This is a genomic window from Chthoniobacter flavus Ellin428 (assembly GCF_000173075.1).
Taxonomy (GTDB): domain Bacteria; phylum Verrucomicrobiota; class Verrucomicrobiia; order Chthoniobacterales; family Chthoniobacteraceae; genus Chthoniobacter; species Chthoniobacter flavus.
Window position 1 is genome coordinate 237,422 of the sequence record NZ_ABVL01000006.1, and the last position, 14,346, is coordinate 251,767.

Sequence of the window (14,346 nt, forward strand, 5' to 3'; positions counted from 1 at the left end):
TGCCTTTTCCGCGCGGGGGCGCTCAACACTCTCGCCTCCTTTTATCCCTTACCGCTAAACTTACTATGACCGATAAGACCCGCGTTCGCAAAGTCATTCAGCCCTTGGTCGGTTCCATTGCCGCACTGTTGCTGGGAAGTGTTGTTACGCATGCCGTAGTGCCGGCAGCCACGACCGCGACCTGGTTGTCGAATCCGGCCGATGGAAATTGGACGAATTCAGCCAATTGGAGTCCAGGCGCTCCGGCGAGTTCCCCGAGCACGACAACGATCTTCAACAACTCGACGATCACCAATATCACGCTTCCGACGTTCTCGTTTACGGAGGTCGGCAGCATGGTGTTCAACCCGAATGGCGACTCCTTTACGTTTAACGTCAACAACGCCGGCTTCGCCATCGCAGGTGACGGCATCCTCAATAACTCCGGCAAGACGCAGAACTTCATCATCGGTTCAAATGCGGACCTCGAGTTCTGGAACTCCGCCACGGCTGGGTCGAAAACCACCTTCACCGTGATGGGGGCAGCGGACGGCGGAGAAGGGATCGGCGGCCGGCTGATTTTCCAGGACAGTTCGTCTGCCGGGGCAGCCACCATCATTGCGATGGGCGGACCGGCACCGACCTTCTTTTTCTCCCCCGCTCCGACCACGGGCGGCGGTGTCTTCTTCCAAGGGGATTCCCAAGGCGGACAGGCCGCAGTGAAACTCTATGGGAATGGTTTCCTTGACATCAGCGAGCACAATCCCGGCAGCGTGACAATCGGCTCGTTGGAAGGCAACGGAATCGTTTTCTTGGGTTCCAACAACCTGACCGTGGGTAGCAATAACCGAGACACGGTTTTCTCCGGCAGCATTCAGGACGGTGGTGAAGGCTCCATTTTTGGTCCGCCCGCTCCGGTGTTTTCATTGTCTGGCACCGGTGGCTCCTTCACCAAAATCGGCACCGGCACGCTCACGCTGACCGGCATCAATACTTATACCGGCAACACGATCATCAATGGGGGCGCCCTAATTGTGGATGGCTCGATTGCGAGCCCGTTTACCTATGTCAATCCCGGTGGCCTGCTCGGCGGCCACGGTATCATTGGCGGTTCGGTGATCAATAGCGGTCTCGTCAGCCCAGGCAATTCGCCCGGCACCTTGACGATCAACGGCAATTACACGCAAAACTCGAATGGCGGCTTGCTCATCCAGGTAGCTTCGCGCTCGGTGTACGATCGTCTCGTCGTCGGCGGCACGGCCAGCCTGGGCGGCATGCTTTTCGTTGTTCCAACCGATCCGCCGAAACTCAAGGTCGGTCAGAAGTTCGAATTCTTGACCGCTGCAGGTGGAGTAGGCGGCACGTTTGGCGACGTCATCACGGAAACGAACACGCTCCTGCGCTTCAAGGCCATCTACGGCAGCAATGAAGTGACGCTGAAGAGTTTCGTGGCGCCCTTCACGGGCCTGAGCGGCCTGACGCCGAACCAGCAGTCGGTCGCCAATGCGCTCGACGATTTGGTGGACCACGGCGGGGGCCACAAGTTGATCAATTTCCTCGCGACGCAGCCGGTTGGCAATCTGCCCGGCGACTTCGACAAACTCGCGGCCGAGGAATTCACCTCGATCTTCGCGATTGGGACGTCCTTCGACAGCGTGCAGTCGCTGAACCTGTTGGAGCACTTTGACAATCTGCATTCCGGGACCGGCGGCTTCAGCGCAGGCGGCCTGGCGTTGAATGGCTTCAACGTCAACTACAATGGCCCGATCCAGATCCGCAGTGGTGTGGCTGGCCCGAATGGCGATGACGGCAAGGGTAGCAAGGAAGTGCAGCAGGTGATACCCGCCGAGAATCGCTGGGGCGCATTCCTCACCGGCACCGGCCAATGGGTGGGCGTGAGCGACGATGCCAACGCCAAGGGCTACGATATCGCGACCGGTGGCTTCACTTTGGGCCTCGACTACAAGGTCACGCCGAATATTGCGGTTGGTGTGATGGCCGGCTATGTCGGCACCGGCGTCGATGCTGCCGATGGCGGTCGCGTATTCGTCAATGGCGGCAAGCTGGGTCTCTATGCGACCTGGTTCCAGAACCGGCAACCTGCCGCGCCGGCTCCCACGGGGCTGTCGAAGGATTCCTCGAAGGAAGCGCCCGCGGCGCCGGTCGAGGTGGATCCGGGATTCTATGCGGATGTCGCGGTCGTGGGCGGCTACAGCAGCTACGATACGCGTCGTGCGGGTCTCAACGGCACGGCTCGCGGTGATACCGATGGCGGCGACCTGAACGTGCTCTTTGGCACGGGTTATGACTTCAAGCGGGGCAACTTTACCTTCGGTCCGACGGCGAGCTTCAACTACACGTATGTCGGGGTGGGTAGCTTTACCGAATCCGGCTCGCTCGCGCCGTTGGCAATCGGGTCGCAGTCCCAGGAATCGATTCGCACGGCTTTCGGCATGAAGGCCAGCTACGACTGGCACGTGGGCGGGCTGTTGATCAAGCCGGAGTTGCGTGCCGCCTGGCAGCACGAATACGGCGATTCGACTTACGCGCTCAACTCGAGCTTCGCCGACGGCAACGCCGGCAACTTCACCGTCTGGGGCCCGCGTATCGGTCGCGATAGCTTCCTGCTCGGAGCAGGCTTCGCCATTCAGCTCAGCGAACGTTGCTCGACCTACTTCTACTACGATGGCGAGCTCGGCCGCACCCGCTACGACTCGCACGCCGTCACCGGCGGTGTCCGCGTGGCGTTCTAAGTTTTTACCCTGACGCGAACCGGCCTCGGGCAACCGACCGCCGGCAGATCGCAAGACACCCGTCATCCTGTGCTTCGCTCGGGATGACGGTGTTTTTTTTGGCGGGGCCTTCGCGCTTTCCCGGCTGGCTTGCATTGCGGGGGAAGATTGGGGGATGGTCATCGGTGACGCTGCGTGGCCGCACCTGCCCGATCGGCCTTCACTCTCCCACCAAAGCATGCCCTCTCCTGTGTGCTTACGTCGATTCGCGGAGAAATGAGATTGCCTTTTACCCGGTGTTTTACCAACACTCCGCCGGCGTAGTGCACAACCGCTGTTAACTATGACGACCGAAAAACTCCGTTCCCGTCTCCCGATCAAACCCCTCGTTGGCTCCGTCGCCGCGTTGCTCCTTTGCAGCCATGCTTTCGGCAAGCCCGAAACCAGCGATATCACCTGGCTGACCGCTCCGAGCGACAATAACTGGTTCAATAGTTCCAACTGGTCGCCCGCGATTGTTCCCGACAATTCCGGCACGACCGCGCATTTCGATCAGTCGAACATCACGAATCCTGACCTGGGTGACAGTTTCATCCAACTCGGCGGAATCACGTTCAACTCTGGCGCGAACGCTTACACCATCAACGTCAACGATAGTTCCGTGCAATTCTGGAACACGGGCATCGTGAATCAATCCAAGGTCACCCAGAATATCGTGGTCGGTGGCGGTTCCGACGGCGGCGGGACGATTGAATTTTTCAACAGCGCTACGGCCGGGCAGAACACCACCATTACCCTCCTCGGTTCAGTCACCGGTGGTGAGGGTTCGGTCGTCCACTTTTGGGATACTTCCAGCGCCGGCGGTGCCACCATCGTCGCCATGGGTAACGGCGGCACGCTGTCGGGCAACGTAGGGGGAGGCGCCGGCATTTACTTTCTGGATGATTCCACCGGCGGCACCGCCGCGATCAAAGTCTACGGCAACGGTTTCCTGGACATCAGCAATCACAACCCGGGCAGCGTGATGATCGGTTCCCTCGAAGGAAACGGCAACGTATTCGTCGGCTCCAACAACCTGGCCGTTGGCAGCAACGACCGCAGCACGATCTTCTCCGGCTCCATTCAGGATGGTGGCGAAGGCGGCGGTACCGGCGGTTCGCTGACCAAGATCGGCACGGGCACGCTCACGCTGACCGGCATCAATACTTATACCGGCAACACGATCATCAATGGGGGCGCCCTCATTGTAGATGGTGTGATTGCCAGCCCGTTCACCTTTGTCAATCCCGGTAGCACGCTGGGTGGCCACGGCATCATTGGCGGTTCAGTGATCAATAACGGCCTCGTCAGCCCCGGGAACTCGCCCGGCACCTTGACGATCAATGGCAACTATGCGCAAACCTCGATCGGCGGATTGCTCATCCAGGTGGCCACGCATCACACTTTCGACCACCTGATCATCGGCGGCGCGGCCAGTTTGAGCGGTACGCTGTATGTCCAGCCCCTCGACATCCCGAAGCTCAAGAAGGGCGAGAAGTTCCAGTTCCTGACCGCAGGAGGCGGCGTGAGTGGAACCTTTGGCGAGGTGGTCCAGGATAAGAGCACGTTGATGCGCTTCAAGGTGAAATACGGCAGCAACGACGTCACCCTGAGGACCTACGTCGCGCCTTTCACCAGCATCGGCGGCCTCACGCCGAATCAGCAGTCCGTGGCCTCCGCCCTCAATCAACTAACGAACGACAAGAACGCCAGCAAGCTGATTAACTTCCTCGCCACCCAGCCGATCGGCAACCTGTCCGGCGACTTCGATAAGCTGGCCGCCGAGGAATTCACCTCCATCTTCACCATCGGCACGTCGTTCGACAACGTGCAGTCGCTCACCCTGCAGAGCTACCTCGACTCGCTGCGTTCCGGCACCGGCTACAGCGCGGGCGGCCTCGCGCTCAATGGCTTCAGCGTCAACTACGCCGGTCCGATCAGCTTCCGCACCGGCGCCGCCGGTCCCAATGGCGACGACGGCAAGAGCAGCAAGGAGGTGCAGCAAGTCGCACCCGCCGAAAATCGCTGGGGCGCCTTCCTCACCGGCACCGGTCAATGGGTCGGCGTGAGCGACGACTTCAACGCCCGGGGCTACGACATCGCTACTGGCGGCTTCACCCTCGGCGTCGATTACAAGGTCTGCTCACACTGCGCCGTCGGCATCATGGCCGGCTACGTTGGCACCAGCGTCGATGCGGCCGATGGCGGTCGCGTCCTCGTCAACGGCGGCAAACTCGGCCTCTACGCCACGATGTTCCAAAACCGCCAGCCCGCCCCGCCCGCGTCCACTGGCCTGTCCAAGGATTCCTCCAAGGAATCGAAGCAAGTGGTCGTGCCCGCCGAAGTCGATCCCGGCTGGTATGCCGATATCGCCGTCGTCGGCGGCTACAGCAGCTACGACCTGCACCGTTCCGGCCTCGAAGGCACCGCCCGCGGCGACACCGATGGCGGCGACCTCAATGTCCTCTTCGGAGCCGGCTACGACTTCAAGCGCGGCAACTTCACCTTCGGCCCTACCGCCAGCTTCAACTACACCTACGTCGGCGTCGGCAGCTTCACCGAATCCGGCTCACTGGCTCCCTTGCGCATCGACTCCCAAGGCCAGGAATCCATCCGCACCGCCTTCGGGATGAAAGCCAGCTACGACTGGAAAGTCGGCGGCCTCCTGATCAAGCCCGAACTGCGCGCCGCCTGGCAGCACGAGTACGGTGACAGCGCCTACGCCCTCAACTCCAGCTTCGCCGACGGCAACGCCGGCAACTTCACCGTCTGGGGCCCGCGCATCGGCCGCGACAGCTTCCTGTTGGGCGCCGGCTTCGCCATCCAACTGAGCGACCGCCTGTCCACCTACTTCTACTACGACGGCGAACTCGGTCGCACCCGCTACGACTCCCACAGCGTCACAGGCGGCGTCCGGTTGGCCTTCTAAAGCCACGGAAGGACGCCCCCCCGGCGGTCCGAAAGTTCACGAATCTCCAAACGCCTCGCAATAACCCGTTGCGGGGCGTTTTTGATTTCATGGCTTCTGTTAATCGACGTCCGAGATGCTTTCATCATGTAGCTCTGCTCTGTCGAAGCCCCAAGCGGATCAGGGCCGCGACGGAGCGCAGCCCTCCAAGATGTGATTAGCTCTGCCCGGCGGGGACGGGCTGCAGTCGTCCCCGGGCGACGGCGGACTGTTCGCGGTCGCGGAGCCATTGCTTTACCTCGGTGGGGTAGAAGGCGAGGAGGACTTTGTCGTAGACGAGTTTGCCTTCGCTGGTGAGGGAGAGAGTGGCGGTGTCGGGGCTCTTGGCGGTGACAGGGGTGCCGGGGGAGGGGTGGTCGGCGATGAGGCCGGCGTCGCGGGTCAGGCGGAGGGGTTCGGAGAAGTCTTCGTCGAAGGAGCTACCGAAGGTGCGGTGGTAATCGGCGCGATCGAGGGGTTCGCCTTCGCCGAGGGTAAGGGCGATGTAGCGCAGGCGGCTGCCGCTGGCGTCGAGGGGAAAGATTTCGTGCACGGGGCTGCGGCTGGATTCAATGCTCTCGAGGTAGGCGGCGAGATCGGCATGGTTGCGGTAGATGGTGCCGTTGAGCCGGGAGCGGGAGCTGAGGCCGACGCTGAATTGCTGGCCGTGGCTGGTCAGGTCCCGGAAGGTGGCGGCGCGCTGGCTGCCGGGGTCGGTGCCGGTGCTGCGGATGAAGGTGTGGCCGCGGGTTTGCCGGTAACCGAGCTCGGTGGCGGTGTGGCGGACGAAGGCCCGCCAGCGGATGAGCCGGTGCGGGCCGAGGCGTTCGTCTTCGCCGAGCTTTTGCGCCACGGGGGTGCGCTCGTTGACCCGCAGGTTGTAGGCGGTGATGGAGTGGGCGCCGCTGGCCGAGACGAGCTGGAGGTCGCGCCGGAAGTGCTCCTCGGTTTGCCCGGGGAGGCCGTAGATGAGGTCGACGTTGACCATGAGTCCGCAGCTTACCAGTTTCGCGCAGGTGGCGAGGGCGACTTCGCCGGCGTGCTTGCGGCGGATGTGGTCGAGCACTTCATCGTGGGTGGACTGGATGCCCATGCTGACCCGGCCGATCTGGTGCCGGAGGAGGACGTCGATGTGGGCGTCGGTCAGGGAATCGGGCGAGCATTCGACGGTGTGGGTGATGGGGCCGCGGACGACGTGACGAAAGATGGCGGTGAGGGTGCGGTCGAGGAGTTCGGGGGGCAGGGCGGTGGGAGTGCCGCCGCCGACGAAGAGCTGGGTGAGCGGGGTGCCGGGCGGGATCCAGGCGAGTTCCTTTTCCAGGGCATCGACGTAGCGGGCCATAGTTTCGCGGGTTTCGCCGATGCGCTTGGCGTAGAAGCAGAAGCTGCAGGCGTAATTGCAAAACGGGATGTGGGCGTAGATGCCGATGGGGCCGCCGACTTCGGCGTAGGCGGGGCGGGGGGCGTGCTCGGCTTTCTGAAACGCCGGCGCGGACATGGGGTAGATGTTCGGCGGGGCGAAGGTGAGGTAATTGAAATAGCCGAGGGCCTCGAAGATTTCCTTGATCCTCGATTCAGCGGGCAGGCCGGGGATGGATGGGAGGGTGGCGGTCAAGGCGTGGGGGTGAGTGGGGATTTGTGGAGGGGTGCGTTTTGCAGGTAGGGATGGCGCGCCGCGCCGTCCTCGGCGGGGAGGAGAGGAGCGTGTGCTTTTCGGGTGTCGGCGGGAGCCCACGCGAAGCGTCCACTGGGAGCGGCGACTTCCCAGTCGCTGACCGTACTCCATGCGCGTAGCGCCACGCTTTTGGGGCGTCGCTCCGCGACGCAGGGCGACCGGGAGATCGCCCCTCCCAGTGTTTTGCTCTGTTGGCACGGTTCCATCTTTTAAGCTCCCGCCGTGATGACGGCTGCGGGCTGGGCGTCGCGCTGTGGGAGATGGAAGGCGCGGATGAGGCTGCGGGTGATGGCTTCCACGCCATTCGCGCCGAGGGATTCGAAGAAGCGGTGCTGACGGGCGGCGAGTTCGTCGGGGTTGGAGGAAGACCACCACCATTGAAGTGCAGCGGGAAAGAGCTCATTCGCGACCGGGTTGGTGCTGATTTGAGCGATGATGTTGCGGACGAGCGTCGTGCGGTCTTGCTCCGAGACGGTGGTGAAGTCTGGCATGCTGCCCATGGCTTCATACCAGGCAAAGGAGCCCGTAGCCAAATTGGCGGCTCGCAGCGACTCGAGGATGCGCCACTGGGAATAGTTTTGCGGCGGGAGGAAGAAGGCGGGGATGCCGAACTGAAAGCATTCGAGCGTGGTGGTCAGCCCGGGGGAAGTTAAGATCCCTCCGGCGTTGCCGAGTGTGCGAAGGGCGCTGTCGTGGAACGCGCTCACGATTTCGATGGCTTGCTTGGGAAATGTATTCCGCAAGTGCTGGGCGGCGTGACGTCCGGCCAATAAGGTGATGCGTCCACCGAAGGACTGGCCGATCCTGCCTCCCAGAACACCGCGCACGACGAATTCGCTGTAGGCGCGGTCTTCCGCGGTGTGGCCCTCGGGCATTTCGCAACCGCCGAGATTGATGACCAATCCGCCAGTGCGCTCGCGAGGTGCCGGTGGCAACGGTTCGACGATGGGACCGACAGGCGTGGCGCCGGCGATGGGTGCGGTGGGGAGGAAATTCTGCACCCAATAGCGGCGGGCGCGGGTGAAGGGCTCGGGGATTTCGCGGCGCATCCAGGAGAGGCTATCCGCGACGTAGACCGGCTTGCCTGCGGCCAGCGCGAGGCTGGCGAAGTCGCGGTCCATCATCGAGAAGAGGCCGTCTGCGGCGGCGATGCGTTGAACGATTTGCGGATCGCTGGCCCGCGCTTCCACGACTTCGTCGAAGGCGCCGGGATCGGCGGCGGCCATTTCGTAGGCGATGCCGTGGCCGAGGAAGACGGTGCGCATTCCCGCGGCGCGCAGCCTGCGGGCGATGAGCAGGAGCTTCACCGCCGGCCCGTAGCCAAACGGAAACGCGCAGCAGATGAGCGTGGGGGCGCTCATGCAGGAATGCCGGCGACGGCTTCCTTGAGAAAACTGCCTTCGTAAAAGCGTTCGCGCGGCGCGCTCTCGATATAGCGCATGCGGGTCATCAAATTGAGGACGCTCTGGATGGCCTCGGAATTTTCGAGCGCGTGGAGGTTGGGCTTGTTGACCCGGAGCGCGTTGCGAATGAATTTTTCGCCGACGCCGATGTAGCCGGCGGCGATGGCGGCGGATTCGTCGGGTTGCGCTTCGACGAATTGCGCGCCCTGGACGAAGGCGGCGACGACGTGGCGGACGAGGTCGGGGCGTTCCTCGATGATGCTGGCGGTGGTGGTGAGCGAGCAGCCGGGCGCGCCGGGCCAGAGGTCGCCGGTGCGGCGGACGATGCGGCCGATGCCGAGGTCGGAAAGCATGGTGGCGTAGGGCTCGACCATGGAGGCGGCGTCGGCGCCCTGGCCGACGAGGGCGAGGATGGCGCCGTCGCCGGAAGGCATGCGCACGAGTTCCACGCCATCCCAGCCGAGGCTGTTCAGCATGCCCATGGCGGTGAGATCCTTGATGCCGCCACGCTGCGGGATGGCGACTTTGCGGACTTCGTCGTCGCGCAGGCCGGCGCGGACGACGATGGCGGCTTCTTCGTGGCCGGAGCCGCAGATGGTGACCAGCGGCTCACCGTGGGCGCGAGCGGCGGCCACGCGGGTCCAGGGCATGACGGCGAAATGCACTTCGCCGTTGAGGAGCCGCTCGGGGACCATCCAGGCAGTGGGGGCGACATTGACATTCACTTCCAACCCTTGCTCGCCGAAGAATCCTTTGGCGTGGGCGATGTATCCGGGAAGCTGGCAAATCCCACGGAGCAAGGAGAATTGGATGGTTTCCATTTGTGATACCGGTTGAAGAGGAAAGGGATTTTAAAGTCGAGTGGTTTCGGCCCGGCGCACGAGGGTGACGCCTTCGGCAAACGGGAGGTCGAAAACCTGCAGTTGCGGGTCGCGCTTCAGCTCGGAAAGGAAGTCGCGGACGGTGTAGCGATAAGCGTTTTCGAGGCCGTAGATTTTCGAGACGCGGTCGGAGCAACTGTCGTGGAAGAGGGCGAGGCTCTTTTCCGTGAGCAAGGGGGCGAAGGCTTCGTAGTCGAATTTGGCCTGCTCGGCGGTGTGATAGCCGTCGACGAAAAGAAGGTCGACGTGGGGCAATTCGCGATAGGCTTCCGAGGCCACGAACTGCTGGGTGGTCATGAGGAAGTGCTGGATATTGGCCACGTCGTGGCCGGCGAAGTGGGCGCGCACGGCGTCGGGGTCTTTCCAGAAATCATCGACCATGGAGGGGTCGATGAAGATCACGCGGCCGGGTTCGAGGTTATCGGCCACACCTTTTCCGAAGACGAGTGGACTGAAACCGCGCCAGGAGCCGATCACGACCACAACACTCGGCCGCACAAGACGCGTGAGCGCATAATAAAGCCAGCCAAAGCCAAGATTTTGATCCTCCAGGCGCTGGTGATGGCCCATGCGCAGGAGCTCTTTGTTGGCGAAAAGTTTGGCGATCCAATCCTGCATGGCGGACGTCTTTAGGCGGTGGTCGCGGGCAATTCAGATTTCAGATTTGAAATCCTCGAACTTTCCCGTCGGGCTGCGCTCGATGGATTCGGGGTAGGAAAGGACGATTTCGAAGTCCTCGCCCAGCGATTTTCGAATGACGTGTTTGATCTCCTCCTCTTGTGTGGCGGCCACTTTTTCCCGCACGACCAGACGCGCCTCGATCTTCTGCAGGCTCTTTTGGATGAGCTGATGTTGCACGATGGGCGCGATGCGCGAGAGCTTGCCCCAGCCGAGGACCGGCCAGCGTTTTTCGCCGTTCGGCAAGGTGAGGATATTGCGCACACGACCGAGGATGCGCTTCAAGACCGGCAGCCCGCGCCCGCAGGAACAGGGCGGCCCGAGTTCCGCGTAATCACCGATGGCGTAGCGGATGAGCGGCGTGGCGAAATTGTGCAAAGTAGTGATGACCACGCGGCCGATTTTGCCGGGCGCGCAGGGGCGGTTCTGGTCGTCGAGGATTTCGACGAAGAGATTTTCCGACTGCACGTGATAGTGCGGCTCTTCCGGGCATTGATTCGCGATCGGGCCGGTCTCGTTGGCCGAGTAGGTGTCGGTCAGCCGAACGCCCCAGGTTTCCCGGCAAAGGTCCCGCAACTCGGCATCCACCGTTTCTCCGAAGAGGCGGATCTCGCTGAACTCCGGTGGCTGCTGGTGGGAGTGGGCTGAATGCTTGATCAGTTCGGTGAGGATGGACGGGTAAGTGACGAGATAGGCTGGCTTCTCTCGCGTGAGCCATTCCCACTGCTGCAGGACGGTGGTCGATTTGCTGTCGAGAATGCTGCACGGGCCGGTGTGATAAAGCAGAGTCGCGGGCGGACCCCAATTGCCCAGCGCCATGCCGTGTGGGTAGCCCGCCTCCCGCTGATTGAGATAGCGGATGGATGAGAGCTTTTTGGAAAAGTCCAGGTAATGCCACTGGTGCTCGCGGAGCGTGAACGCATTCCATAGGAACTGTGTGAGGTTCGTGGTCGAGACGCGGATGGGTTGCGCCGTGGATCCGGAGGTGGCGATGCTGCCCGTGACCTGGTAGGGCGCGGGGATGTGTTGGGTCGAGATGAGCTCTTCTCTGCCTTGGAAATCGCTGCGCGAGAGGATCGGCAGACGCCGCCAGTCATCGAGGGTCAGACGCGCAAAATCGCCGACGCCGGCCTGCTGAAAGCGTTGCCGGTAAAAGGGGATTTCCTTTTCCGCGTGCGCGCAGAGCAGCCGGAGTTGATCGAACTGCGATTCCTGGAGCTGTTCCGGAGACCACCACTGGGATTCCTCCAGTTGATAGAGCGCGGCCATCATCTGGCTTTCCGCCATAGGCGGAACAATCGGAAAAGCGCTGGCTGACGAATACGTCTTGAGCTGTAGAAACTGGCGATGATTCATACTGCGGCGCGGAAATGGAAGAGGGCTGGATTAGCGAAGGCGAGCCCTATTCGACCGGTGCCGTCACTTTCGGCCGAGAGGGACGATGGTGGCATTGACCGGCCGATGGTCGCTGGCGTCGTTCCAATGTACAGTATAATGGGAATCACCAGACGGTATTAAGGGGGATGGCATGCGCAATGGCTCTGGATCCCATCGAAGAAAAGGCGTCGCAACCGCAATCACCCCCCGAACTTCATTCCATCGCGACACCCGGCCCACCGTGGGGCTACGCCCTTTTTTCGGCGCAGGCGGTCAGTGGTCTTTGCGGGGTTTGGTATCCCTGCCGCCGGCGATGGAGGGGGAGGCAGAGGACGCTTAGGGTGAGGAGCGCGGCCACACCGGGTTCGGGGACGGTGACGATGAGGTCCAACTGGTTACCTTGGGTGGCGAAGGCGTAGTCGAAGCCAGCGGGGACGGTGCCGAGGGAAAAGTCCGTGGCGTCGAAGCTGGCGAGGGTGGCGCCGGTGTAATCGAAGAGGGGATAGGTGCCTGGACCGAAACCTCCCGAGTCGAAGATATTCAAGGTCAGGGCGCCGGTGGCCGGGCCGGTGAGCGTGCCGCCGCTCACGCGGACGAGGTCGCTGGCCGTGCCGAGCTGGAGATCGAGGGCCGCTCCGCTCTCGAAACTAACACCGCCGGTGAAGGTGAGAGTGCCGGGGGTGTCGCTGGAGGAATTGCCGCCGGGGGCGAGATGGCCGCCGATGTGCAGGGTGGCGACGCTGGCCAGGGTTCCCGTGCCGCCGAGGGTGGCGCCGCTTTGCACCGAGACGGCTGTGGAGGCGAGGGCGCCGTTCACGCGCAGGGTTCCGTTCGTGAGGGTGGTGAGGCCGGTGTAAGTCTGGTTGTTGGAGAGGGTGAGCGCACCGGTGCCGGCTTGGGTGAGTGAGCCCGTGCCGGAGATGATGCCGGAGTAGGTGAAGGCGTCGGTCCGGTTGAAGACGAGCGCGGCGTTGTCGCTGATGTTGCCGATGACGGAGCCGGCCGCGCCGCCGTTGCCGATTTGCAACGTGCCGGCGCTGATGATGGTGGCGCCGGTGTAGGTATTCGTGCCGGTGAGGGTCATCAAGCCGGCGCCGAGCTTGGTGATGCCAACTGGCCCGACGGTGCCGAAGGGGACGTGCGAGGAAATACCGGCGGTGACATTGAGCGTGGCGCCGGAGGCGACGGTAAAGTTGACGTTGGTGTTGCTGATGTTGGGGTTGTCGCTGTCGCCGCGCAGGTCCACGTGGCCGGCGATGGTGTTGACGCCCGCGGTGACGTTGACGGAAGTATTGCCGCCGATCGGGCCGCCGAAGGCGAACATGGAGGCGGCGCTCGCGTCGCTCACGCCGCCGTTCGAGCTCAGGAGCGCGCCGTTGCTCAACGTGTAGGCGACGCCCCAACCGATGTCGCCGGCAACGGTGTGGTTGAGCGTGCCGCCATTGATGGTGACGGAGTCCACTTTCGCGCCGGTGGCGTAACCGAAGGCGTCGGTGGTGGCGGTCTCGACGACGGTGCCAGGATTGATGGTGAGCGCGCCGCGAATCGTGCCGACGGAGCCGCCGGCGGTGAGCTTGAGCGTTCCGGCGTTCACCGTGGTGCCGCCGGTGAAGGTGCTGGAGCCGGCGAGGGTGAGTGTGCCGCCGCCGTTCTTCACCAGATTGCCGGTGCCGGAGATGACGCCGCCGTAGGTCCAGGCGTCGCCCCGATTGAAAATGAGCGTGGCGTTGTTCGTCGCGTTCCCGAGGATGGAGCCGGTCGCGCCGCCGTTGCCGATTTGCAGGGTGCCGGCGCTGACGGTGGTGGGGCCGGTGTAGGTGTTGTCGCCCGCGAGGGTGAGGGTTCCGGCGCCGAGCTTGGTGATGCCGCCATCGGTGCCGGTGGCGGCGGGGTCGTGCAGAAACGGGGTGTAGATGATCCGGTCGGTGCCGTTGGTATCGAGCTGGCCGCCGTTTTGGCCCACATAGACGGAGATCAGGGAGTTTGCTCCCGAGCCGTTCTGGATCCAGCCGAGGGAACTGCTGGCGATGGCGGGGTCGGCTTGGAGCGTGCCGCCGTTGAAATAGAAACGTCCGACATAACCGCTGCCAAACTTCAACGCGATGGTGGACGTGACCAGGGTGCCGCCGTTCAGGACCAAAGACCCGCCCGGCGCGATGCCGGCCCCGGGGTAATCGAAACTCACATGATTCACGTTCAGCGTGCCGCCGTTGAGGATGTATTTGCCGTTGCCGTCGGTGATCTCGAGTTGGCTGACTGTGACGGTGCCGGCGTTTTGCACGAACTGATTGGGAGGCTGGCCGATACGCCCCACCCAGATTCCTCCCACGGTGAATGTGCCACCGCCGATCGTATAGAGCGCGCCGAAGCTCGCGCCGCCGAATTGGATGAGGTCTGGGGACGAGATGTCGCCGCCGGTCTGGGTGGGGGTTCCCCCGATAATGTCCACGCTCAAGGTGGCTGAGCCGCTCGTCCAGGTTGGGTTGTTATTAGGGTCCCAAGTGGTGGCAAACGCGATGGGGAGCAGCGAGGCGAACACCGGGGCCACTGCGGCGAACAGCGTGATCGAGCGGATGGTGAGCGACGAAGAAGAACGGGAGCGCGAATTCATCGTCCGCGAGATTACCGGCGGCGA

The 14,346-nt window shown here is 63.0% G+C and carries 8 protein-coding genes; 2 read left to right on the forward strand and 6 right to left on the reverse strand.

The features are described from left to right. Positions 1–65 precede the first annotated feature (65 nt). Together CFE428DRAFT_RS40425 and CFE428DRAFT_RS12490 are read left to right on the forward strand one after the other, a co-directional pair. Complete coding sequence (locus tag CFE428DRAFT_RS40425) at positions 66–2,732, forward strand: autotransporter family protein (protein WP_006979904.1); 2,667 nt, start codon at positions 66–68, stop codon at positions 2,730–2,732. Between the two features lie 322 nt (positions 2,733–3,054). Beyond that, positions 3,055–5,679: an autotransporter family protein gene (locus tag CFE428DRAFT_RS12490; RefSeq protein ID WP_006979905.1), complete on the forward strand. Its 2,625-nt coding sequence runs from the start codon at positions 3,055–3,057 to the stop codon at positions 5,677–5,679. A 196-nt stretch (positions 5,680–5,875) separates the two neighbouring features. Here CFE428DRAFT_RS12490 and CFE428DRAFT_RS12495 read toward each other — a convergent pair whose 3' ends face one another. From CFE428DRAFT_RS12495 to CFE428DRAFT_RS40430, 6 genes are all read right to left on the reverse strand, one after another. Beyond that, positions 5,876–7,312, reverse strand: a complete 1,437-nt coding sequence (locus CFE428DRAFT_RS12495) for a coproporphyrinogen-III oxidase family protein (RefSeq protein WP_006979906.1) — start codon at positions 7,310–7,312, stop codon at positions 5,876–5,878. 269 nt (positions 7,313–7,581) lie between these two features. Continuing rightward, on the reverse strand, positions 7,582–8,733 hold the full coding sequence (locus tag CFE428DRAFT_RS37260) for a GNAT family protein (RefSeq protein ID WP_006979908.1): 1,152 nt from the start codon (positions 8,731–8,733) through the stop codon (positions 7,582–7,584). Beyond that, positions 8,730–9,596 (reverse strand): ABC transporter substrate-binding protein, encoded by an 867-nt coding sequence (locus tag CFE428DRAFT_RS12505; protein WP_006979909.1) that lies wholly within the window; start codon positions 9,594–9,596, stop codon positions 8,730–8,732. The genes CFE428DRAFT_RS37260 and CFE428DRAFT_RS12505 overlap by 4 nt, the downstream gene beginning before the upstream one ends. Before the next feature lie 30 nt (positions 9,597–9,626). Next, positions 9,627–10,274 carry a class I SAM-dependent methyltransferase gene (locus CFE428DRAFT_RS12510; protein WP_006979910.1) on the reverse strand — a complete coding sequence of 216 codons (648 nt, stop codon included), beginning with the start codon at positions 10,272–10,274 and terminating at the stop codon, positions 9,627–9,629. A 33-nt stretch (positions 10,275–10,307) separates the two neighbouring features. Continuing rightward, entirely contained in the window at positions 10,308–11,621 is a 1,314-nt protein-coding gene (locus CFE428DRAFT_RS12515; RefSeq protein ID WP_006979911.1) for a phenylacetate--CoA ligase family protein, read from the reverse strand. A gap of 337 nt (positions 11,622–11,958) precedes the next feature. Next, positions 11,959–14,322: an autotransporter-associated beta strand repeat-containing protein gene (locus tag CFE428DRAFT_RS40430; protein ID WP_006979912.1), complete on the reverse strand. Its 2,364-nt coding sequence runs from the start codon at positions 14,320–14,322 to the stop codon at positions 11,959–11,961. Positions 14,323–14,346: the final 24 nt, after the last annotated feature.